Below are 22048 nucleotides of genomic sequence, written 5' to 3' on the forward strand. Positions count from 1 at the left end.
TTAATCTTCCAACCAGCGATACAGCGTACGTCGGGTTACCCCAAGTATCTCAGCGGCTTTGCGTTTATTGCCGCCCGCCTCTCTTAAAACATAGCGCACATAATCTCTTTGTACATCGCTTAAGGTGCGTAAAGCTGACATTTCCTGACTTGGCCGGCCGCTATCTGCGCCCCCAGACTGAGCTTGCTCGAGCTGGCTTGCTTGTTGGATGCGCTCTGGTAGGTGTTCTGGTTTAATCTCTTTGCCTTGGCAGAAAGTGACTGCCCGTTCCATCGCATTTTGCAGTTCGCGCACATTGCCAGGGAAAGGGTAGCTATATAAAAGGTTCAACGCCTCGCGTGACAATACCGGCGTGCTGCCCTTGGCTTGGCTTAAGTGTGCAATAAAGTGTTGGGCCAATAACTCGCAGTCTTCACCGCGTTCACGCAAGGGAGGCACTTTTAGTGAAAACGTTTCTAAGCGATAGAATAAGTCTTGGCGAAAGCGGCTTTCGCCGACCAAGGCTTCAAGGTCACGATGGGTCGCAGCGATGATGCGAACATCCACCGCAAACTCTTGATCACTCCCAACAGGGCGAATGCGGCCCTCTTGCAGCACACGTAACAGCTTGGCCTGCAGTTCAAGCGGCATTTCACCAATTTCATCTAACAGTAGCGTGCCCTGATGGGCTTCTTTCAACAAGCCTGAGCGCGCTTTTTGCGCTCCCGTAAACGCACCCGCTGCATGGCCAAAGAACTCACTTTCCATCAGCTCTTTAGGAATACCCGCACAGTTCACCGCCAAGAAAGGACCGTCCTGGCGCGGACTTTCCTGGTGAATAGCACGAGCAACTAACTCTTTACCCGTTCCACTTTCGCCTAACACCAGCACCGCAGATTCGGCTTTCGCGACTTGGCTAACTTGGTGGTACAGATCACGCATCGCACGACTTTGACCTAACATGCCGTGAAAACTGGTTTGCACCTGTCCCGCCCGCAACGCCTCCACCGTGGTCCGCAAGCGGCGGTTTTCGAGTAGTCGTGTGACAGTTAGCAGAAAATGCTCCATGTCCAACGGTTTGGTTAAGAAGTCATCGGCACCTTGTTTAAGGGCCTCAACCGCTTGGGCCACCGTGCCAAATGCGGTGATCAGTAAAATGGACGGCGCATTTGGCAGTTGCAGCAACTGTGGCACCATCGTCATACCATTCGCGCCGGGTAAACGCAGATCACTCACCACCAAGTCAGGCTGAACCTGTTGAATCAGTGGCAGGGCGTTCTCAACGCTCTCCGCCGCCTGCACTTGATAGCCTTCGCTTTCAAGCTCTTCAGTGAGTAGCTCGCGTAAGCCTGGGTCATCCTCCACCACTACAATACGAATTACATCGCTCATTCTAAGACTCCTTGCTTACTTCCAGCGCCGGCGCTTGTGCCGCAATTGGTAACCACAAAACAACTTCACACCCACCGCTCGGATGATTACTCAGGTGTAAATAGCCCGCGTGCTCCGCCATCACATTGTGCACAATGGCAAGCCCTAACCCAGTGCCTTCTCCATGTGACTTGGTAGAGAAAAATGGTTCGAGCAATCGCTCCACGGTGACGTTACTGGGTAGGCCCGCGCCATCATCACGAATCGCGATACGAATACCGTCCACGCCCTGATAACTGTCTTGCTGAGCTAGCACCCAAACGTGATGACTAGCGGCTTGAGCGGCATTACGCATCACATTCACCAGCGCTAATTCGATTCGAGATTCATCTGCCTGGAGTTGTAAGTCAGGACATGCACTAATTTCAATCGTAAGGTCATCACGCGTCACTTCATGACTGACGTTGGTCATACACTCTTCAATAAGCTGGCGAATATGAATCACATCGACGCCTTCATCCTGCTGGCGTGCATAATTAAGTAATTGACGAACAATACGGGTTAACCGTGCCACTTGGCCGCGAATCGCTGTGAGCTGCCGGTTCGCTTGGGGGTCGTCGCCATAGGTTTGAGCCAAGCGGCGCGCGCGCCCATCAATAACGGTCAACGGCGCGCCTAATTCATGTGCGACCCCGCTAGCCACACGGCCAATAGCGGCCATTTTCTTTTGGTGCTGCAAACGCTTGGCGAGTGCTTCTTCCTGCGCTTGATGGGCGGCAAGCTCTTGGTCTTTGGCATCAATACTATCAAGCATACGGTTCAGTTGGCCCGCCAGCCGCGCTAATTCGCTCGGCCCAGTTTGCTCTGCACGGTAGCTACGCTCACCGCGCTCAACCCGCTGCATCGCCAAGGTCAAGGCATTGATATGACGCCCAACGCCACTATAGTGGCCGAAAATAACAATCGCTAAAGTCGCAAAACACAATACCCACCAAGTGGTCCAAGCGGTGCGTGAAAGCTGTGCCAACGACGCGTCAAAGTCACTGGCGCGGCGGTTTATTTGAATAAACCCATTGGTACGGCCTAAATCATCAAATACCGGAATGAAATGAGAAAATAAAAACATGCCCGACACTTGGCGGTAGCGTTCTTGCTGCTCGCCTGTTGTCACCACCTGCTGCGCAACCTGGCTGGTGGTTAAATCTCGCTCGGTAATACCCGCCGCCGCAACTTGGTTACCATTGACGTCGAACACCGAGGCACCATAAATACGGCCAATATCAAACACCGACTGCAGGGTTCGTCGCACGGCTTCGTCATCGCCGCTTGCCAGCGCCTCGCCAACAGGAAGTCGAATCGCACGCCCAATCAGTTCAACATCGTCTTTGAGCCGATCTGATTCTAGGGTGGCTAAGCGGTCGAGACCAAAACTAATTCCTCCACCTGCCACTACTAATAGCGGTAGCACGACATACAAGAGCAAAGCGCGTTGCATGCCAGAGAGACGCCAAAAACGTTTTGCTGATTTTTTCATCGCTGTGTCACTTATGTCACTGACAAATCTGTCACATGTGACAAAAGTATACACATAAGTTCCATGCCTCGCGTAACTAGATCCGTTTGAAAGCGTGCGGAAACCCATTAAAAACCAATTAAATCATTATCTTGTATTTTATTTTTAAGTTTTTTAAGAGTTGGCACAGCATTCGCTTAGTTACTAGTGTTAAATTTCAACGAGGAGTAAAAATTATGTTTAAACGTACTTTTGCACTTTCAGCTATCGCAGCCGCTATGTTCTCAATGCCAGCATTGGCACAAGAGCAAGACCAGCAGGCTTACGCTCAACAGCAAATGGAAGAAATGGCTAACCAGCCAATTTCAGATGAGCAATTAGAGCAATTCGCTGACGCGTTGAACGAAATCGAGCGCATCAACGATGAATTCGTAGCTCAGCTTGAGCAAGCTGAAAGCCAGGAAGAAGCGCAAGAGCTTCAAATCGCTGCACAAAGCGAAATGGTTGAAGCGGTAGAAGACAGCGGTCTAAGCGTTGAAGAGTATAACGCGATTGCATATCGCATGCAGAACGACCCTGAAATTCAAAGCCGCATTGAAGAACTACGTTCTTAATAAGAACGCGAGTTAAACGATGTAAAACGCGACCTACGGGTCGCGTTTTTTATTGTGGTATAGTATTTGTGCTAAGTTACAGCGTGCTAAAGCCTGTGTAACCACCACCCTATAATAACGAGGATGCTATGCGACAATTAACTTTGCTAGCCGCGATGAGCGTGCTGGCAACTGCGTGTTCACCGGCACAAACGCCGAGTGACAGCAGCCAAACCGATACCCACCATTATGAGCCGCAGGTTGATGCCGACGGCTATGTCGATTACCACTTTAACGACCAATACCGTGAACATTTGCGTGTTTTGTCGTCTGACGAGTTTGAAGGCCGTGCGCCGGGCACCCGTGGTGAAGAACTCACCATTGAATACACCACCGCTGAATTTGAGCGCCTTGGTGTGCAGCCGTTAAATGGTGACAGCTACTTACAGCCTGTGCCATTAGTGCGTATTGCCCCGACACGAGTCACTAACCTAAGCCTGCAGCATGACGGCGCTTCCAGCGAGTTTCGTTACCGCGAGCAAATGATGGCTTGGACACCACGCGTCGTGGACGAAGTCAGCGTTGAAGCAAGCGAGATGGTGTTTGTGGGCTATGGTATTGTCGCCCCAGAGTTTGACTGGAATGACTACGAAGGCCTCGATGTCGAAGGTAAAACCGTGGTCATGTTCGTCAATGACCCAGGCTATGCGACCCAAGACGATGCCTTATTTACAGGCAACGCGATGACCTACTACGGGCGCTGGACCTACAAGTTTGAAGAAGCTGCGCGCCAAGGTGCAACTGGCGCGATCATTATTCATGAAACGGGACCTGCAGGGTATGGCTGGGGCGTGATTGCGGGCGGTTCGCCGGTGCGCTTTGATTTAGCCCGCGAAAACCGCAATATGCATCGTAGTGAAATTGAAGGCTGGATTACCGCAGAAAGTGCCGAAGCATTGTTTGCAAATGTCGGTATGAGCTTGGAAGAAGCTCATGCGAAAGCATTGTCGCAAGACTTTAGCCCGGTTGCGCTCAATACCCAAATGTCGATGACCGTCGAAAATGAATTTGAGTATATCGATACCCACAACATCGCGGGCTACATTCCCGGCAGCAGTTACCCTGACGAGCATATTATTTATATGGCGCATTGGGATCACTTAGGTGTCGAGCCGATTAGTGGCGACATTTACAACGGCGCCCAAGATAATGCCAGTGGTACAGCTGGCGTGCTGTCTATCGCAGAAGAATTTGCCAATGGCGAACAACCCGAGCGTTCAGTCGTGTTTTTACTCGTCGGTGCAGAAGAGCGTGGCCTACTTGGCTCTGCTTGGTATGCTGACAACCCGTTACTACCGTTAGAACAAGCGGTTGCTGGCATCAATATGGACGTGCTGAATGTGTATGGTCCGATGCGCGACTTCGTCGTTGTCGGTTGGGAAAACTCGGATATGCAGGACTATGCCGCACCATTTGTGGAAATGCAGAACCGTTATTTAGCCCCTGAAACCAACCCTGAAGCGGGTATTTTCTACCGCTCCGATCACTTCAGTCTAGCCAAGCAAGGCGTGCCAGTATTATACGCAAAAGGTGGCAACGACCACTTTGAGCAAGGGCAAGCTTGGGGTGAAGAGCAGCGCGCTATTTATAACGCCGAGGCCTACCACAAACCTGGCGACGAGTATGACCCAGAGTGGGACTTACGCGGTGCCCATCAAGACATGTGGATATACTTTCGTGTCGGACAGCAGCTCGCCAATAGTCGCGACTGGCCGCGCTGGGCACAAGGTAATGAGTTCGAAGCATTACGCTTAGAATCAGCGCAACAACGTCAGCCATAACTGATTAAGCGCGGCGCCGGGTGTCCAAGGTTTGGGACCACAGGCGCTGCGCTAACTGACGCACATCACCACGGCGGGGATCCATCAGCCATTGCGCTAATTGTGGCGCCACTTGCGGCCAACTCAACTGCGCCGCGTCAGGCTCTTTTAACCAAGCCAGCAACGCTTGCGCATCCAAACTTAAACACACAGTGGCGAGTTTTTGCGCATCCAGATAGTGTGCATTGGCATATTGCTCAAACTGGCCTTTCAATGGCTTAATCAGCAATTTCTTACCTGCAGCAAGGGCTTCACTACTAGTACCAAACCCAGCATTTGAGATGACCCCCTGCGCGGGTGCAAAAGCCTGCTGAAAGCCACTTCGCGAGGGCGCGTGAAATACTGCGTTGGGCGTCGTTGCCGCCGTCGCTTCTGGGTGGAACACATCAAACGTGTAATGCGGCACCAGAGTGTGTAACTGCACTAAAAGATCTGCTATCTCAGCTAGCGGCTCAAACGGCAAATAGACTAAGTAACGGTTAGCGTGCGCGGCCAGATCGCAGTTGTCTGCTGGCTCGATAATAGGTGGCAACGTGTAGTCATTCAGGGGGCGCCAGTGCGTGCCAAGGGCAATTTGGCAGGGAGCAAACTGCTTAATCATCGCTCGCTGCAAAGCGGTTGACGGTAAACTCGAATGCGCTTGGGTAAATGCATACTGGCGACCAAGACCGATACAAGGCACGCCTTGACGCTTTGCTGCCCACGCCGTCACGGGTTCAAAGTCAGTCACCACTAAATCAAAGCTCGATAAATCCAGATGGTGAACATCATGCCAGAACTTCCACCATGGATTATGGCTGATGGTATCAACCACTGACACGCGGCCATTGCGGGTCGCGAAACTTAGCCCGTCGCGCCACCAGTAATCGCCAAGCGGTTGAATGCCGAATAAACGTGTCTGCTCGCGGCCGGAAATGAGAAACTGCACGTCCGTATGCGGGTGTTCTACCAATGCGGTTGCCATTGCGCGAGCCCGAGTCAGGTGGCCGTTGCCAGTACCTTGAACGCCATAAAGAATACGCATTATGCAACTCCAGCCAAAAATAAACCTAAAACACCTAAACTACCGCCCAATACAGCGCCTGCGACAATATCGGTGGGGTAATGCACGCCCAAAGCCACGCGAGACAAGCCTATCGCCGACGCCCACGCAAACACCAGCCATGCGGCGTCGGGCATAATCACACTGGTTACCGTCGCAAATACAAAGGCAGCGGCGGTGTGGCCTGATGGGAAACTAAATTTATCGCTGGCTTTTATCACCGCACATATTTTTAAACGCTGATGCGGGCGCTGGCGCTTGAGTGTATTTTTAAGTACCAGATAAATGGGCACTTCGAGGGCATAAGCGAGTAGTAAGGTGGTAAACAGCAACGCGGCGTTTGGATGCTCATGCAGATATAATGCAGCGCATATCACCGCGTACATCCAGCCATCACCACTTAATGAAATAGTGCGCGCAAGCATTGCCTTGGTCGAGCGACGCAGCGCGCTACTTAGCCAAATATAGGACAGTTCGTCATACCGTTGAATGTGCTGTAACCATTTCATCTGCGTATCCTGGCTGGTCGAATTGTGAGCAAAATAAGCGCCTTTAATGACAGTCTTGTTACATCGCAGTGAAGCAATCATGACAATTTACTGATGTTTGTTTGGTGAGCCATTAATTGCAGCTTGGAATGCTGCTATAGTGGCCATCTGTTAAATCTTAAGCACTTGTAAATGAAACTAAAGTTACTCTTAACCGTGGTGATGCTGCTGTGGGCTAACTGTGCCTTGGCAAACAACCATCCGGCAACCGTATTCCCATGGCCACAACCAGGTCAGCAGGTCATTGGGGACATCCAGTACACGCGGGTTGCGGCGGGTGAAACCTTACTCGACATTGCCGAGCGCTACGCGTTGGGATTTGCCGATATACGCGATGCTAATCCAAATTTAGACCCTTGGATCCCAGAGGTTGGTGCTGAAGTGGTACTACCGACACAATACATTTTGCCCGCAGTGCCATGGCAAGGCATTGTGGTTAACCTGGCCGAATATCGGTTGTATCACTTTTTACCCGAGCGCCAGCAAATTCATAGTTATCCGATTGGCATCGGACAAAGCAATTCGCCAACTCCCCAAGGCGATATGCATATTACTGCACGTATTCCTAACCCAACCTGGTATCCACCAGCGTCCGTGATTGCAAGGTGGCAGTCACAAGGCCGCGAGGTGCGTCGGCAAATACCTGCAGGCCCCGATAACCCGTTAGGTCCGTTTGCGATTAACTTGAGCGCCCAAGGTTACTTAATTCATGGCACCAACCAAAGGTTTGGTATTGGCGCGCAAGCAAGTGCAGGGTGTATCCGCATGAATAACTGGGATATCGAAGCATTAGTTGGCAATACCCAAATTGGGGTAGCGGTACGAATTATCGATCAACCCGTGCAAATTGGGGTACTAGAACAACAGCTGTATCTCAAAGCCCAGCGTCCACTCGGCGGCCAAGTCGACTACCCCAGCGCTGCGCAAATACACGCGCAAGTGTTACAAGCATTCGAGGCGCTAGGCAACGCTGAACGTCAGCTTGATTTAACGAGTGTCGAAAAAATATACCATCAACGGCTTGGCATCAGTACCCAAGTCACGCTATAGATGATCTATAGCCATTTGCTCAGGAACTCTTTATGCCATATAAACAATTAGCTCAATTGATACCTATCTCATTGCTCGGCTTGATGCTTACAGGCTGCGCTAGTCACGACAGCACTATTGACGATTTAGAGTCGCGCTTACGCAGCACTGAGCGCGCTCTGGAGGCTTGCCAAGTTCGTCAGTCTGAAGCCGATGAACGCTTAGCCCGTGCGCAAGCTCAAACCGAAGAAGCTCGCTTGCGCGCCAACGAGCTTGAACTTCGAATGTCACGAATGGAAGCTCGAATGGGTGGCAAAGTCGATTAATTAGTTCGCGCCGTCCTAGGACATAATTGATTTTAAAGGCTCTTTTAAGGGCCTTTTTTAGTGCATATTTGATTCTTTATGATAGTCTTAATGATGAAATCTTAACAAATGGGCTACGCTCCATTAAATGGGTTATGAGGGATGTTATGTCTAAATATAATAAATTCCTGATAGTATCTAATAGCGCGAAACCATCTAACGTGGCATTACTCGCTAATTCTATCGATATCAGTACGGACACTAAAAATCGAGCCGAGTTGTTTCACATGGACGTCGACGATACTGCAATGGTTGCATATTCCATGGCAGGTAAACAGTTATCGCACAACCATGTGGCCAATGAAGTGCACCTGATTGCACAGCGCTTTCCAATTTTTATTTTTGATGCGGCCCGAGGTAGTTGTGACCCGCAACAAGCGTTAGACCTCGGTGTGCGCGGTATTATTTATTGCGATGAGCAATTAGATAAACTTCTGACCGCATTTAAAGTGCTGAGCGAAGGCCAGCTGTATTACCCGCGCTGGTTGTTGTCTGAATTGGTCAACGAAATGTTGACGCGACGTATCGAACAAACCAATAGCAGTGATAGCGCATTCCCTCACACCGCCCTCACCAAGCAAGAATTGAATATTGTTAAGCTTGTAGCGCAAGGTGCGCGTAATAAGGAAGTCGCGTATCAGCTCAACATTAGCGCGCATACGGTGAAAACCCACCTGTCTTCAATTTTCCGTAAAACTCAGGCAAGAAACCGCGTTGAATTACTGCGCTGGTCACAACAATCAAATATTGTTAATTACCATCCTGACTTCACGGTGAAGGGCTAAGTACTCAGGCCAGTAGATGATGTCGCCAGATACTGCTCACCGGGTAACAATTATAAAAAAAGCGCCGATACTATCGGCGCTTTTTGCGATTAAGGTTTAAGCCTTATTGATTAGTTTTGACTAACAACCGCGCTATTGAAACTACCAGCCTGTGACACGTTAATCATACTCGCGTGACTTAGCTGAGCACCTTGAATCACGTTGCGTGCACCCTGTTGAATTAAATCAACTTGTCCAAAGTCACCACCGACATGGAAACCACCCACACCGCCGAGGCCTTCTACGCGGTTGCTGGCATTACTAGAAGGGCCACCTTGAATCATCGACACATCGTTCATTGAGCCAGTCAACAGCAACGAGATAGAGCTGAACGCGCCACCTTGATGCGTGTTCACCGTGTTGTCAGTCACGTGTGTACCGTCAGTGGTAATGTCTAAACTTACACCATTGTGAATCTGGTAAGCGTCGAAGTAGTTGGCGTCACCGGTGATATCAAAATTCATAAATTGACCACCACCAGAACGAGCCACGGCGTACACTTGGTTGTCATCACCATTGATTAATACGGTGGTGTCGCTGTTGCGGCGGTCACTTAAGGTTTCGCGCACGCTGACCACGTTGCTATCGCCATCAATCGAGATAGCGATATCATTGTTATAGCCACCTTGCCACACTAATACATCGTTACTGTCGCCGGCAACTTGGGCCGCTAAGTCGTTGCCGTACTGGCGCTGAAACACATCAAAGCTATTCATTGAGCCATCGACTGCGATATCTGCCGCGTTGTCATTGCCAATTTGTTCAACCGTAGCAACATTCGAGTCACCCGACGCACTGAAGGCGGCACTATGTGCGGTACCAGTTTGGCTTACGCTAACATCGTTGAGGTCACCAACTAAAGCAACTGAAGCGCTGTGTGAGCTGCCGTCTTGCGCGCTAACTACACTATTTGCGTCACCTGACATACTCACAACTGAGCTGCTGCCTGACGCCGACATACCGCCTTGGGTTTGTGTACTTTGGTTGCCGTCACCCGTTGCCGAGCTACTCGCGAATTGACCCGAACCTGATTGCTCAACGCTCTGATCGTTATTGTCGCCAACCGCACTCACTAGAGCTTCTGAGCCTACACCCATTTGGCTTACTGATGCTTGGTTCCCACTACCTAACTGAGATACGTCAGCAAACTCACCCATACCTAACTGAGCAACAGCGGCGGTGTTAACGTCACCAGACTGAGCAATATAGGCGTCATTCATCATGCCCGCTTGCACCACGTCAGCAAAGTTCGGGTCACCAGTCGCAACAATCACTGCACCGTTTGCAGCCGCCCATTGCTCAATAGACGCAAAGTTACCGTCTCCGGTTACCAAAATAGTGGCGTCGTTGGCGCCGCCCGCTAACTGAGCGATAATCGCGGTGTTACTGTCACCCGTTAGTTCAGCTAATGCATCGTTACCTGCACTTAATAGCTGCTCAATTGAGGTAAAGTTGAATGAACCAAACTGTGAAGAATCCGCACGGTTTAACATCGCGCCTTGCTGAATCGAGGTTTCGTTCTCATCACCAATTTGCTGTGCCCAGGCATCATTACCCATGCTCAACATGAAGAAATTCATGCCACCACTTTGGTCAATCAGTAATAAGTTAGCGGTGCCTTGCTGGTCACCCCAAGCAGACAAGTTACTACCACTTTGAGTGACTGTCGCACTGTTCTGGACACCTGATTGAGTCAGCTGAGCGTCATTGTTTGAGGCCATTGCAGTACCTGAAAGCGCAAGCGCTACAGATAAAGCTAAAATTGATTTTGTTGTTTTCATTGTAAGCTTCCTAATAAATAGTGCTGCAACCCCAAACCCCCGGTGCTAGCAGCGTATAGTTACCCAATACTGCGTTTATCACACCGCTTAGTGTGGGCGACAAATTCAGCGGTAACAATCGTATTTAAGGGTTAATACGCCAACAGTGAATATACATAAAAATCATTTAAATCAACAAGATAAAACAAAATCGATAGATTTAAGATGCCAATGAACTAGGTCAAAACGGTGATATTTCGGTGATCTTTTTTATAAAAAAAGCTGCAACAAAGCAGCTTTTCAATCGTGGTTGGAAATCTTATGCGCGCCAGAAACCGCGCTCTTGTCCTTTTTCAATTAATTCAACTAATGCTGCTTCCATAGCACGCTGCACCGAGTGCTGAACCGGTTCGTTCATCGAAAAGCCACCTTCTGCCTCAAGTAAACGATTCAAAGAAACATAACGGAATAAACCAGCGCGTAGCTCCATTGAAAACACCTTCTTAGTGGCTGACACTGAAATCAGTACTTGCCCCGTATGCACATCCACCGCACGCAAATACACGCTGACCTGGTCTTCTCGGTACAATTCTGACGCGCCAATACCGAAATATTCCATCCCGATACCGCCCGTAGTCACATTGGTGTCATAAGCGATGATGCCACCTTCAAGTAATAACCGAGCTTCGCGCAGTGGCGGTAATTCCTGACCATTACGAGCTGAATTATGAATTTGACGCTCAGTCAGCAAGTTCTGCAAGTTTTCGCGCTCTAACGGCGAAAACCAGCCAGAATCAAGCAGCAGCTGCATCATCATCGAGGTACCACCTTGAGTGACTGCGGTAGAGAAACTCGACACATTGGCTTGCGGCTTATACTGACCTGTTTGGTCACGAAAAGCATATACAGTCACTGGGATCGGTGAGCTTGGACGTGGTTGCTCACGCAGGTATTCCATCGTTGAACTACGCTGATCTATCGACGCCGGTTCAATATTCATGTGGGTCGGCTTGGGCACCATGGAGCAACCAGAAATGACTAGGCTGGTCAGCGCTACGACTAGGATTTTACGCATGTTAGCCTCCCCATCCTGGCATCGTGATGACCGTCAATTCACCACTTGCGTTATTGGTGATATACACCAGCACACTGCCATCTGGCTGACCAATGACTTCGACCGTGTACTCACCTGTGTCATAAATACCTTCAACAAGCTCACCATCGGCAATGCGGCGAGTTAACGAGTTGATGATGTTGCGTTCCAATTGCTCTTGGAAGCGCTGTACAAATGAACGCTGGCTGGTATCAGCACGGTGTGCATTCTGGCTTTGTGCCTTTTGCAATAAAAACGAGCCATTCAACGGGTTACCGCCAAAACTGGGGTTGATAGGTTCATACACTAACTGTGTTGCCATCACAGGCTTCGACATGCATGCTGCAGCGATGACCACGGTTATGGCAGATGCTTTGAATAGGGTTTTCATATGCTCACCTTATTGTAATTTTTCTAAAATTGAGTCGGCAGCACTGCGCGCTTTGATGTCTATCACTCTATCTAAACTGATAAGAATGGCTTGCTCTGCAACTTTCTTAACATCTGAATGCCGACGCCCAAAATAGGTTTGAAAGATAGTTTGCTGGTCTAGCTCTACCCATAGACGAGTTCCTGCCTGAGGAAACACCTGCTCGTGAATGACAACGGTAAGGCCTTCGGTGTCTGGAATGTCACGCCAGTACCCGGTGTAGTAAAAGAAGAAATCTTTGCCGAAGCGTGTAATTGTGCGATCCAGCACTAAACCACTTAACTCGATTTGTTGATCATTGGCGGCACCTCGCCGTACCGGAATATCTGGTAAGGTTAAGCCTGACACCGTTGACTCGTGCGCCGATTCCTGACTGGTAGACGCATGCGCCTGACCAGCGCAACACATCAGCACACTGCACACCAGGCATATAGCCATAGCGTGCGCGGTTAATTGCGGTAAAGTGCGGCTACACATCGCTTGGCCTAATATTGTGTCACGGACATCGTCATGTGCGAGCCGTACTGTGCGATAGACGCCATCGAGCTTTGACCAACTTGATGAATATGCACGGTGTTGTAATGCCCTTCTTGGTGAATAAAGGCACTATTGTCGTTACCAACTTGGCTACCCATAATTTGATTAAAACTGCCAATTTGAGTGGCTTCAATCTGGTTGCCGACACCCACTTGCGATATGTGCATGTGGTTGGCATAGCCAGACTGTGTTAACACAGCATTTTGCGCATAGCCATTTTGCTCAAGGCGCAACGTATGCCCCTGTCCAGAAGGTGCCGACATTGACTGTAATGACGACATTTGTGAGTATTCAACAAGGCCTGCAAGACCAACTGGTAACTCTTGAGCCGCCACGCTGGGGGTCAACAAATAGGCTGCAGTACCGAGACTGAGCAAGCTTGCTAACCATGTATATTTTTTGACAGCCATAATGGATTCCTTTGGAATATCCGTGCTAGTGGTACTACATTAGCTGTTTGGCGCTGGGTAACAATCGTATTATCGGGCTATTTTTAGCACCCAGAGAACGACCTCATAAGTACCTTAAGCCCTATAAAAACAATAATTTAAAGTATTTTTGACGGCGTTATCTAAGCCGATACTTGTAGTACCTTTATCGTACTTACCCATGGGCAAGCAGAAAGAAAAAGCAAAAAAAACCACCGCATAAATCGGTGGTTTTTTTCAACAAACTCAACTTAGTTGGTTTGGCTAACGATAGCCGTGTTGCCGTTACCTACTTGCTGAATGCTCATAGCGCTCGAGTCGCTCATTTGCTGACCCATCACAGTGTTAAATGAACCCACTTGTGAAATTGACACTGAGCCACCGTTACCACCAACTTGGAATGCTGAGCTCATACCGCCTAAACCGACGATTGAGTTCATATCACCGCTTTGTAACAACGCGATGCTGTTCATTGAACCGGTAACAAGCATGTTGACTAAGTTCAAGTCACCTTGTTGGGTTGCAGTCAGTGCAGTGTTCGACGCGCCAGCACCAAAAATGTCAGCTTCGTTGAAGTCGCCAGTTTGAGTCAGCGATGCAACGTTGTTGTCACCTTGGAATTCAACGATGGCGAAGTTGAAATCACCCGCTTGATCAGAACTGATATTGTTGCCTTCACCGTCCGCAGCGACGCCATTGAAGTTAAAGTCGCCGGTTGAGCTGGCCGCAACCATGTTGCTATCGCCGTAAGACAAGCCGATCGCTTGATTAAAGTCACCTTCTTGCACCAAGGTAACGTTGTGCATATCGCCTTGGGTTTCAAACAAGGCTAAGTTATCTGAACCCGCTTGATACACGTCGATTTCATTCAAGTCACCAACCACGCCTGAAGGACCTTCAATGACGTTGAAGTCACCACGTTGGTCTGCGAATACAACGTTATCGTCACCATTTAATGGGTCAAGTAAGAATAAGTTGCTGTTACCTACTTGGAACACATCAATAACGTTCTGGTCGCCCGCGATGTCATAACCGATGAATACGTTGCCAGTACCTTCTTGGTATGAGAAGAATACGTTGTCGTCACCAGACAACCCAACCAGGCCTGATACGTTGGCATCACCGTCCTGATAAATGTCGACTAAGTTATCGCTACCGAAGCCAAATAACACCGCAGTTTCGTTACCAGAGCCGTAAGTGATGCTTGAAGCAGTGTTACGGTCGCCAGTGAATTCAAGCGTACTCCAGTTTTGGTCACCAATTTGCACTAACTCAACGGAGTTCTCATCACCTGATAAACCAACGTTACCTTCATTCAGCGCACCGTCTTGCAGCACATCAACGCTGTTGGCATCGCCCATGACAAAGACGTCAGCAACGTTGTAGAAATCATCTTGATAAATAGTGACGTCGTTGCTGTCACCCATCACAAATGAATAAGCTTCGTGCCAGGTGTCGTATTGCTCAATAGAGGTAAAGTTGTCATCACCTGTTTGAGCTGACTGCGCGATTTGGAAGTTGTCGTCCTGAATCACGCTTAATTCATTTAAGTCGCCTTGTTGCTGTGCAACCGCAATATGTAAAGAACCCGCTTGGTCGATAATCGCCAAGTTGTCTTCACCTGTTTGAGTTAACTGAGTTTGGTTGCTGCTTGCGGCTGCTGCGCCAGACACTGCCAAGCTGACTGCAATCGCTAGAATACTTTTTTTACCAGAAAAGATAGACATGATTGTCCCCTTGTTGTTGTTTTAGTACTGCTCAATGAGTACAGCGGCTCGGTGCCCAAATTGCTCTACAGTAATCTGTCTGCCGTCACCATATTGCGCCAGCTGGACATGGTTATCAGTGCCCACTTGGATGATGTTTGCAGTTAGATCAACGCCATGTTGTAACGCGACAATTCGGTTGCCAGTGCCCTGTTGTAATAGATACATGTGGTTTCCATAGCCTACTTGCTCAAGCACTGATGACTGCGCTTTTTGGTCAAACGCCTGCGCATGTATTGAACCCATGGCTTCACGTTCGATGAGGCTTTTCAACGGTGCTGATAATTGCTGATTAGCCTGCACAGGAAGTGCTAGCCATAGCGTTAACAGCGCCGTTATTACCCCAGTTGCGTTTAATCTAGCCATGTTTTGCCCAGACCATTTAAGTGGAAACACGGCAGTAAGGTTATAGGCTGCTCGCATGACAACAATCGTATTATTGGGTCATTTTTTTCTAGTTCCGTTTTAGTACCCTCAACAATAAAAACACAGTAAAAACAGATGCATAAGTAAATAAACAAAAACACAACATAGCAACAGGGACTAAGAGCTTTAGGTCAATTTATCGGCATTTTTTATTTGTTAAGTTTTTTACAAATCAAAGTGTGCTAATTCTTCAGATGCGATTTTTCGCAACATAAAAACAAACCAAACATCTGAGGAAGAATTCTAATGACTAAGCTGAAAACTTTAGTCGCGGGTATATCGTTAGCCTTGTTCGCGGGCTCGGCGATAGCAGCGAACTCGCCCAGCGCCGATGACGAAAGTCTATTGGTCGTCTTTAAGCCTGCTGTATCCAAGCAAGAGCGTGAAGCACTGGTGCGTAGTGTTGGCGGTTTACTTCACGCCACCGACGAAGCGGGTCGTGACCTGCGCATGCGCCACGTAGCCGAAGGCCGGATTAACACCATTCGAGTGGCGAATGCCGCTCAGCGCGACCGCGTATTGAAACGTTTATCGCAGCATCCACTCATTGAAGTGGCAGAGCCAAACTACCGCTTAACCACTCAGGTTACTGACATTCAACCGATGAACGCACCGAACGATGAGTTCTTCGGTTTATTGTGGGGCTTGCACAACACTGGGCAAGACGGTGGTACACCTGGCGCCGATATCAGTGCGCTAGACGCTTGGTCAATTACTCAAGGTGATCGCAATATCGTTATCGGGGTTATTGACGAAGGTATCGATTACAACCACCCAGATTTAGTCGCCAATATTTGGCACAACCCAGGCGAAATTTGCGATAACGGTATCGATGATACTGGCACAGGCGTGATTGACGACTGTCACGGCTTTGATGCAATCACAGGTTCTGGTGACCCAATGGACTTCGGTGGCCATGGTACGCACGTAGCGGGCACTATCGGCGCTGCTGCAAATAACGGTATCGGTGTTGCTGGGGTTGCATGGGATGTACAGTTAGCGGGTTGTCGCTTCTTAGGTCCAGACGGCGGCTTCACTTCTGACGCTATCGCGTGTATCGACTATTTCACCAACCTACGAGTCAATCATGGCGTGAATATCGTTGCCACCAACAACTCGTGGGGCGGCGGCGGATTCTCACAAGCGTTACGTTCAGCCATTCAAACCCATAACGACGCAGGTATCTTATTTGTTGCTGCCGCAGGTAACAATGGTCTGAACTCAGACGTATCGCCTTCTTACCCGGGTGCCTACGACCTACCAGGGATTATCAACGTAGCTAACACTGACCGTAACGATCGGCTCGCTGGCACATCAACGTATGGTGCCGTGTCAGTTGACTTAGGCGCACCAGGCTCAAGCATTGGTTCTACCTACTTAGACGGTGGCTATGTATATATGTCAGGCACCTCAATGGCTGCACCTCATGTAGCTGGCGCGGCTGCATTATTGTGGGCGATTAAACCTGATCTAAGTATCACTGAAGTCAAAGATATTTTGATGAGCTCAGGCGATTCAATTCCTGCTCTAGCTGGCCGCACCGCGTCAGGCAAGCGTCTTAACGCGTACCAAGCGTTATTAGCCGCTGACCCTGATCCTGGTTTCTCAGTGTCATTCTCACCGAGCAGCCAAGAGGTGAGTGCAGGTGACTATGCTCAATTCGATTTAACCGTTGCAAGTATTGCCGACTGGAATGGTGACGTTGCGCTTAGTATCTCTATTTCACCAGAGTTAAGCTACGACTTGTCATCTTCTGAAGTTGCTGCCGGCGAAACCGTTACGCTAACGGTATACACCGACAGTGATACGCAATGGGGCAGCTATGGCATCGAGCTGAGTGCAAGCGACACCGAAAGCGGTGAGTTTACCGGTAGTGCAAGTGCTGAGTTGATGGTATTGCCAGCTAGTTTGGTCGACCTAACCTACAGCAACAGCACCCAAGTTTCGATTCCTGACAACAACCCGAACGGCGTAACAAGCGTTATCTCGGTGGCTGATTCAGGTGTTACTTTTGGCACCGACGTGTCGGTTAATATCACTCACACGTGGCGTGGTGATTTGATTGTGCGCTTAACGTCGCCAGAAGGCACTGTTCACACGTTGCACGATCGCTCTGGCGGTAGTGCCGATGACCTTATCGACACTTGGAGCCTAAGCGCATTCAATGGCGAAAGTATCACGGGTGATTGGACGCTGTTTGTGTCAGATAATGCTGCAGCTGACGTAGGCCGCTTAAATAGCTGGGGGCTGACCTTAAGCGTTGCAAGTGATAGTGACCCAGTCCCAGGTGAACCACGCCCTGGCTTTAGCTGGACTTTAGATGGCTTAACTGCAAGCTTTAGCAATAGTAGCTCTGCGGATTATGACATTGTCAGCTACGCATGGGATTTCGGTGACGGCGCTACGTCAAGCCAAGAAAGTCCAGTTCACACCTATGCTGAGCAAGGTACTTATTCAGTATCGTTGACAGTGACTGACAGTGAAGGACAACAGGCTTCAGTCACTGAAACTTTAGTGTTGAACATCGCAACTATTGATGTAGACGTGCTAAGTGCAGTGAAACTGCGTTCAGGCTCTGCGACGGTACAAATGAACATTTCAGGTGCTGACGAGTCAGGTGCTGATGTGTACCGCGATGGTACGTTTATCGGTAACTTCAACAACGGCCGTGTTCGTGACCGCTTCACGACCTCTGCAAGTAGTGTTGAATACAACGTGTGTCCTCAACAAGGTTCGCGCGCTGGTTGTACATCAGTCACGGTACAATTCTAAGTCTCTGATTTGGGCGATTTAGATACGCTGTGATTTAGCTCTAGGGCACCTGTTTGATCAGGTGCCTTATTTTTTGCCTTGGATTTAGCGCGGTTTATGCGCTGGATGGCCAGTAGAGGCGCATAGATTAATCCGCCGCCAAGGTGTAATATTCGACCTATTATTTGTTATTAACCAGTTTTCAGGATGTAAGTTATGGGTCGTGCCTTTCAAAACCGCAAAGATTCAATTGCCAAGACCGCAACACAAAAAAGCCGCGTGTATAGTAAGTATGGCCGCGAAATTTATGTCGTGGCGAAGCAAGGTGGTGCAGACCCCGATGCCAACCTTGCACTGCGTTCACTGATGGATCGCGCCAAGAAAGACCAAGTGCCTGCTCACGTTATTTCAAAAGCCTTAGATAAAGCCCAAGGTGGTGGCGGGGAAGATTACTCAGCGGCCCGTTACGAAGGTTTCGGCCCAGGTAATTGCATGGTGATCGTTGAATGTTTAACTGACAACAACAACCGTACTTATACCGATGTGCGCAATTGCTTCACCAAAACCAAATCAAATATTGGTGCGCAGGGCAGTGTCTCGCATATGTTTGACCATTGCGCCATTTTTGCCTTTGCCGGCGATGACGAAGATGCAGTGCTCGAGCTATTAATGGAAGCGGATGTGGATGTCACCGATGTCGAACAAGAAGACGGCGTAGTCACCGTATTTGCACCACATACAGAATATGCGAAAACTCGCCAAGCATTGCTTGCGGCAATGCCGGACGTCGACTTTCAAACTGACGACATTCAGTGGGTACCACAAAACATGACCGCAGTGACTGGCGACGATGTACCTATGTTAGAAAAGCTACTCGACATGCTTGAAGACGTCGACGATGTACAGAAGGTTTATCATAACGCTGAGTTCTAACTCAGCGTTACTGGTACTTCTCAAGCTTGTTATACAGCGTTTTAACGCTGATACCTAGCTGTTCTGCCGCTGACGTTTTGTTGCCTTGGTGTGCGGCTAAAGTTTGTGATATCGCCGCAGCCTCTAACTCTTTTAACGGCACCCCAAGCGGCAGGCGGATTTTTTGCCCCTCGCTAATCGGTTGCTCTTGCAAGATTAAATGCTGGGTTTCAATACTGTCGTTGGCCAAAATAAATGCGCGCTCAAGGGCATGCTTGAGCTCACGCACATTACCCGGCCAATGGTAGCTGCGCACTAACTGCATGGCCTCAACGCTAATACACTTAGCCATGCCTTCCTGGCTATTCCGATAGGCCAGAAAGTGTTTCGCCAAGCCTTCAATGTCGTCGCCACGAGCACGCAGAGGCGGCACTTGAATGGGGAACTGCGCCAGCCTGAAATATAAATCTTCGCGCAACATACCGTCACGAATTGCAACCTGCGGATCGCGGTTGGTTGCGGCCACTACGCGCACATTGGTTTGCTTTAGTTCACTACCGCCGACTTTGCGATACTCGCCACTTTCAAGCACCCGCAGCAACTTCACTTGCTGCTCAATCGGCATTTCAGTCACTTCATCAAGGAACAAGGTGCCGCCTTCGGCCTGCTCGAATACACCTTTGTGATCGCGAATAGCACCGGTAAACGCACCTTTCACATGGCCAAATAGTTCACTATCAATGAGCTCCGCTGACAAGGCACCGCAATTAATCGCAACGAAAGGCTTATCAACACGTTGACTCGCGCAGTGCAGCGTATTAGCGACCAGCTCCTTACCTGCACCACTTTCGCCAATCACCAATACATGCGCTTCGTAATCGGCGACTTTAGCGATCATCTGATATAAATCGCGCATACAGGCGTCGGACCCAAGCAAAAACCCGAACTGCTCAAGCTCGCTATTTAGCACCTGATGGGCTTTCGCTTTAGCATGTGTACCGCGGGTGTAAAAATCAGTCAATGTCACTTCAATGTGGTCGAAGTTAAACGGCTGACGATAGTGATAGCCCGCTTTACGCAGTAGTAAGTTGTCAATATTTGGGTTAGGCTTGCCTGAACTGAGTACCATGAAATCAACGCCCTTGAGCGCTTGCGTGTCTTGCACACGCTGCAGCTGTTGTGCATCAAAGTGCTGTAAACAAATTAGCGCGCTGGCACACTCGGAACGCGCCAACTGCTCAACCCAACAAGTATGCGCTGCACTTTTGACCAACATAAATTGGCGTAAAGCAGGCAAACGCATTAGATGACTTTCCAATAGCGGGTCTTCTACGTGCAAAAACAAACGGGGTTGCGGCATAATGGGACCACTCACGAATATGCTCTACCGAAAACATTTCGAAAGTATAGAAAAGAACCATTTAAACGCTTGTACCTTTACAAAGATTTAAATTTGGTACGGCAATTGAATACCTTGATGACATACGCAGAACATCGTGACCTATTTTGATAGAACTTGTACGTTCCCGGAGGCCCTATGCAGTTACACCAAATTCGCGCCTTAAGCCAAGCCAGCTGCCGCTTTTATCGCTCTGCTATGCATCAAGTTGATGATTACAATATTCGTCGTATTTTTCAGCAGCGGTTCGACATTTATCAGCAGCTTCTCAATTTAACCGCGTCATTTGAAACGCATGATAATGATGCTGAAGACACCAGCTTGAACCACACCATTGGCTGGTTCGAGGCCGCTGAACAAAATATCCAAAACTATGAAAACCTTATTTTTTTGGACTTCTTAGATAACCATGAAAAGATCGCTTTAGACGCCCTGAAAGTCAGCGTTAAGCAGACCGACAATGAACTTATGAGCACCCAGTTATCGCAATTCGCAGCATCACTGCAGGTGAATCAAGACGCACTCGGCGCGCTCAAAGTTCAATACCGCAGCCAGCAAGCATTTTCGCAGCCAGCGCCGTGAAATTTTTACTGAGTGAGTGTGTACATTTTACATGAACGTAGCGTTATTATTTGTGCTTACCCAGTAAAAACACAGTTAAAACATAAGCTTGTAAACATGGCATGAAGCTAGCAACGGTTCTTCTGAACTTCTAATCAGGAGAAACTGTTATGAAACGTACTTTAACTGCAGCACTTATTACCGTAGCGCTTGGCTCAGCAAGCATTTCAGCGCAAGCGAACAACGACTGGCAAGATGAAGCACGTGATGCGTGGATTCATGGTTCAGCTCAAACCTCATTAATGCTTAACACCAACCTGAATGCGTTTCGCATTAGCTCGTCTGTCGAAGACGGCGTCGTCACCTTGGAAGGCGAAGTTGAAACCAGCACCGATAAAGCTTTGGCTGAAGAGTTAGTCGAAGGTATTGATGGTGTAAGCCGCGTCAACAACGAGCTTCAAGTACGCACTGAAGACAGCGACGATGACGACAACGGCGGCATTCGCGCTACCTTAAACGATGGCCGTATCTTCACGGTATTGAAATCACGCTTACTGATGTCTGGTGATGTCAGTGGTCGCGACATTGAAGTCGAAGTCGATGAAGCTGTCGTCACTTTGAATGGCCATGTTGACAGCAGTGCAGAACGTGATTTAGCCGTTGAAATGGCACGCAACACCAACGGTGTTCGTGACGTGCGTGACAACCTGCGCGTGCGTGGTTAAGCCTTAGCGCTATCAATTCACACGTTATTTTGTGCAAACGGAATTGCACACCCATACTACAAGCGGCCTCTTTAAAAGAGGCCGCTTTTTTATTTCGCGGCTTACGAACTCGACAA

General features: G+C 49.0%; 21 protein-coding genes. 9 read left to right on the top strand and 12 right to left on the bottom strand.

Features of this window, described 5'->3' with window-relative positions; genetic code table 11:
• Complete coding sequence (locus CWE07_RS13385; RefSeq protein ID WP_111570417.1) at nt 1–1371, bottom strand: sigma-54-dependent transcriptional regulator; 1371 nt, start codon at nt 1369–1371, stop codon at nt 1–3.
• A 1-nt stretch (nt 1372) separates the two neighbouring features.
• Nucleotides 1373–2884, bottom strand: coding sequence for a sensor histidine kinase (locus CWE07_RS13390; RefSeq protein WP_181452304.1), 1512 nt, complete (start codon nt 2882–2884; stop codon nt 1373–1375).
• 215 nt (nt 2885–3099) lie between these two features.
• Here CWE07_RS13390 and CWE07_RS13395 point away from each other — a divergent pair, with 215 nt between their 5' ends.
• Nucleotides 3100–3477 carry a DUF4168 domain-containing protein gene (locus CWE07_RS13395; RefSeq protein ID WP_111570415.1) on the top strand — a complete coding sequence of 126 codons (378 nt, stop codon included), beginning with the start codon at nt 3100–3102 and terminating at the stop codon, nt 3475–3477.
• A 128-nt stretch (nt 3478–3605) separates the two neighbouring features.
• The gene (locus CWE07_RS13400) at nt 3606–5297 is read left to right on the top strand and encodes a M28 family metallopeptidase (protein ID WP_111570414.1); all 1692 of its coding nucleotides are present in this window, start codon (nt 3606–3608) and stop codon (nt 5295–5297) included.
• A gap of 4 nt (nt 5298–5301) precedes the next feature.
• On the opposite strand, the gene CWE07_RS13405 is transcribed toward CWE07_RS13400, so the two are convergent.
• On the bottom strand, nt 5302–6360 hold the full coding sequence (locus tag CWE07_RS13405; protein ID WP_111570413.1) for a glycosyltransferase family protein: 1059 nt from the start codon (nt 6358–6360) through the stop codon (nt 5302–5304).
• Entirely contained in the window at nt 6360–6887 is a 528-nt protein-coding gene (locus CWE07_RS14615) for a phosphatase PAP2 family protein (RefSeq protein ID WP_111570412.1), read from the bottom strand. The genes CWE07_RS13405 and CWE07_RS14615 overlap by 1 nt, the downstream gene beginning before the upstream one ends.
• 171 nt (nt 6888–7058) lie before the next feature.
• On the opposite strand from CWE07_RS14615, the gene CWE07_RS13415 reads away from it, so the two are divergent.
• The 3 genes from CWE07_RS13415 (at nt 7059) to CWE07_RS13425 (ending at nt 9105) form a co-directional block, all read left to right on the top strand.
• Complete coding sequence (locus CWE07_RS13415; protein ID WP_111570411.1) at nt 7059–7976, top strand: L,D-transpeptidase family protein; 918 nt, start codon at nt 7059–7061, stop codon at nt 7974–7976.
• Nucleotides 7977–8008: 32 nt separating this feature from the next.
• A complete protein-coding gene (locus CWE07_RS13420; RefSeq protein ID WP_111570410.1) occupies nt 8009–8281 on the top strand; it encodes a hypothetical protein in 273 nt (90 codons plus the stop codon).
• 146 nt (nt 8282–8427) lie between these two features.
• Complete coding sequence (locus CWE07_RS13425; protein ID WP_157983279.1) at nt 8428–9105, top strand: response regulator transcription factor; 678 nt, start codon at nt 8428–8430, stop codon at nt 9103–9105.
• A gap of 110 nt (nt 9106–9215) precedes the next feature.
• Here the strand turns inward: CWE07_RS13425 and CWE07_RS13430 are convergent, their stop codons facing one another.
• The 7 genes from CWE07_RS13430 to CWE07_RS13460 form a co-directional block, all read right to left on the bottom strand.
• Entirely contained in the window at nt 9216–10925 is a 1710-nt protein-coding gene (locus CWE07_RS13430) for a hypothetical protein (protein ID WP_111570408.1), read from the bottom strand.
• 298 nt (nt 10926–11223) lie between these two features.
• Nucleotides 11224–11979: a CsgG/HfaB family protein gene (locus CWE07_RS13435; protein WP_111570407.1), complete on the bottom strand. Its 756-nt coding sequence runs from the start codon at nt 11977–11979 to the stop codon at nt 11224–11226.
• 1 nt (nt 11980) lies between these two features.
• Nucleotides 11981–12388, bottom strand: coding sequence for a curli assembly protein CsgF (locus CWE07_RS13440; RefSeq protein WP_111570406.1), 408 nt, complete (start codon nt 12386–12388; stop codon nt 11981–11983).
• Nucleotides 12389–12397: 9 nt separating this feature from the next.
• Nucleotides 12398–12904 (bottom strand): curli production assembly/transport protein CsgE, encoded by a 507-nt coding sequence (locus tag CWE07_RS13445; RefSeq protein WP_241974150.1) that lies wholly within the window; start codon nt 12902–12904, stop codon nt 12398–12400.
• An 8-nt stretch (nt 12905–12912) separates the two neighbouring features.
• On the bottom strand, nt 12913–13374 hold the full coding sequence (locus CWE07_RS13450) for a hypothetical protein (protein ID WP_111570405.1): 462 nt from the start codon (nt 13372–13374) through the stop codon (nt 12913–12915).
• A gap of 269 nt (nt 13375–13643) precedes the next feature.
• Nucleotides 13644–15119, bottom strand: coding sequence for a hypothetical protein (locus tag CWE07_RS13455; protein ID WP_111570404.1), 1476 nt, complete (start codon nt 15117–15119; stop codon nt 13644–13646).
• Between the two features lie 21 nt (nt 15120–15140).
• Nucleotides 15141–15524: a hypothetical protein gene (locus CWE07_RS13460; RefSeq protein ID WP_126819021.1), complete on the bottom strand. Its 384-nt coding sequence runs from the start codon at nt 15522–15524 to the stop codon at nt 15141–15143.
• 306 nt (nt 15525–15830) lie between these two features.
• On the opposite strand from CWE07_RS13460, the gene CWE07_RS13465 reads away from it, so the two are divergent.
• Nucleotides 15831–18356 carry a S8 family serine peptidase gene (locus CWE07_RS13465; protein WP_111570402.1) on the top strand — a complete coding sequence of 842 codons (2526 nt, stop codon included), beginning with the start codon at nt 15831–15833 and terminating at the stop codon, nt 18354–18356.
• Nucleotides 18357–18551: 195 nt separating this feature from the next.
• On the top strand, nt 18552–19268 hold the full coding sequence (locus tag CWE07_RS13470; RefSeq protein WP_111570401.1) for a YebC/PmpR family DNA-binding transcriptional regulator: 717 nt from the start codon (nt 18552–18554) through the stop codon (nt 19266–19268).
• 7 nt (nt 19269–19275) lie between these two features.
• Here CWE07_RS13470 and CWE07_RS13475 read toward each other — a convergent pair whose 3' ends face one another.
• Nucleotides 19276–20607: a sigma-54 interaction domain-containing protein gene (locus tag CWE07_RS13475; RefSeq protein WP_111570400.1), complete on the bottom strand. Its 1332-nt coding sequence runs from the start codon at nt 20605–20607 to the stop codon at nt 19276–19278.
• 177 nt (nt 20608–20784) lie between these two features.
• Here CWE07_RS13475 and CWE07_RS13480 point away from each other — a divergent pair, with 177 nt between their 5' ends.
• On the top strand, nt 20785–21228 hold the full coding sequence (locus CWE07_RS13480; protein ID WP_111570399.1) for a hypothetical protein: 444 nt from the start codon (nt 20785–20787) through the stop codon (nt 21226–21228).
• A gap of 149 nt (nt 21229–21377) precedes the next feature.
• Complete coding sequence (locus tag CWE07_RS13485) at nt 21378–21932, top strand: BON domain-containing protein (protein WP_111570398.1); 555 nt, start codon at nt 21378–21380, stop codon at nt 21930–21932.
• Nucleotides 21933–22048: the final 116 nt, after the last annotated feature.

The organism is Aliidiomarina maris, from assembly GCF_003987335.1.
GTDB lineage: Bacteria > Pseudomonadota > Gammaproteobacteria > Enterobacterales > Alteromonadaceae > Aliidiomarina > Aliidiomarina maris.

Bases quoted from the DNA above. Each gene is read 5' to 3' on its own strand.
- CWE07_RS13385 (WP_111570417.1), bottom strand. From the start codon at position 1,371: ATGAGCGATGTAATTCGTATTGTAGTGGTGGAGGATGACCCAGGCTTA.
- CWE07_RS13400 (WP_111570414.1), top strand. From the start codon at position 3,606: ATGCGACAATTAACTTTGCTAGCCGCGATGAGCGTGCTGGCAACTGCG.
- CWE07_RS13440 (WP_111570406.1), bottom strand. From the start codon at position 12,388: ATGAAAACCCTATTCAAAGCATCTGCCATAACCGTGGTCATCGCTGCA.
- CWE07_RS13415 (WP_111570411.1), top strand. From the start codon at position 7,059: ATGAAACTAAAGTTACTCTTAACCGTGGTGATGCTGCTGTGGGCTAAC.
- CWE07_RS13475 (WP_111570400.1), bottom strand. From the start codon at position 20,607: ATGCCGCAACCCCGTTTGTTTTTGCACGTAGAAGACCCGCTATTGGAA.
- CWE07_RS13435 (WP_111570407.1), bottom strand. From the start codon at position 11,979: ATGCGTAAAATCCTAGTCGTAGCGCTGACCAGCCTAGTCATTTCTGGT.
- CWE07_RS13455 (WP_111570404.1), bottom strand. From the start codon at position 15,119: ATGTCTATCTTTTCTGGTAAAAAAAGTATTCTAGCGATTGCAGTCAGC.
- CWE07_RS13425 (WP_157983279.1), top strand. From the start codon at position 8,428: ATGTCTAAATATAATAAATTCCTGATAGTATCTAATAGCGCGAAACCA.
- CWE07_RS13450 (WP_111570405.1), bottom strand. From the start codon at position 13,374: ATGGCTGTCAAAAAATATACATGGTTAGCAAGCTTGCTCAGTCTCGGT.
- CWE07_RS13470 (WP_111570401.1), top strand. From the start codon at position 18,552: ATGGGTCGTGCCTTTCAAAACCGCAAAGATTCAATTGCCAAGACCGCA.
- CWE07_RS13460 (WP_126819021.1), bottom strand. From the start codon at position 15,524: ATGGCTAGATTAAACGCAACTGGGGTAATAACGGCGCTGTTAACGCTA.
- CWE07_RS13405 (WP_111570413.1), bottom strand. From the start codon at position 6,360: ATGCGTATTCTTTATGGCGTTCAAGGTACTGGCAACGGCCACCTGACT.
- CWE07_RS13445 (WP_241974150.1), bottom strand. From the start codon at position 12,904: ATGTGTAGCCGCACTTTACCGCAATTAACCGCGCACGCTATGGCTATA.
- CWE07_RS13390 (WP_181452304.1), bottom strand. From the start codon at position 2,884: ATGAAAAAATCAGCAAAACGTTTTTGGCGTCTCTCTGGCATGCAACGC.
- CWE07_RS13430 (WP_111570408.1), bottom strand. From the start codon at position 10,925: ATGAAAACAACAAAATCAATTTTAGCTTTATCTGTAGCGCTTGCGCTT.
- CWE07_RS13420 (WP_111570410.1), top strand. From the start codon at position 8,009: ATGCCATATAAACAATTAGCTCAATTGATACCTATCTCATTGCTCGGC.
- CWE07_RS13395 (WP_111570415.1), top strand. From the start codon at position 3,100: ATGTTTAAACGTACTTTTGCACTTTCAGCTATCGCAGCCGCTATGTTC.
- CWE07_RS14615 (WP_111570412.1), bottom strand. From the start codon at position 6,887: ATGAAATGGTTACAGCACATTCAACGGTATGACGAACTGTCCTATATT.
- CWE07_RS13465 (WP_111570402.1), top strand. From the start codon at position 15,831: ATGACTAAGCTGAAAACTTTAGTCGCGGGTATATCGTTAGCCTTGTTC.
- CWE07_RS13485 (WP_111570398.1), top strand. From the start codon at position 21,378: ATGAAACGTACTTTAACTGCAGCACTTATTACCGTAGCGCTTGGCTCA.
- CWE07_RS13480 (WP_111570399.1), top strand. From the start codon at position 20,785: ATGCAGTTACACCAAATTCGCGCCTTAAGCCAAGCCAGCTGCCGCTTT.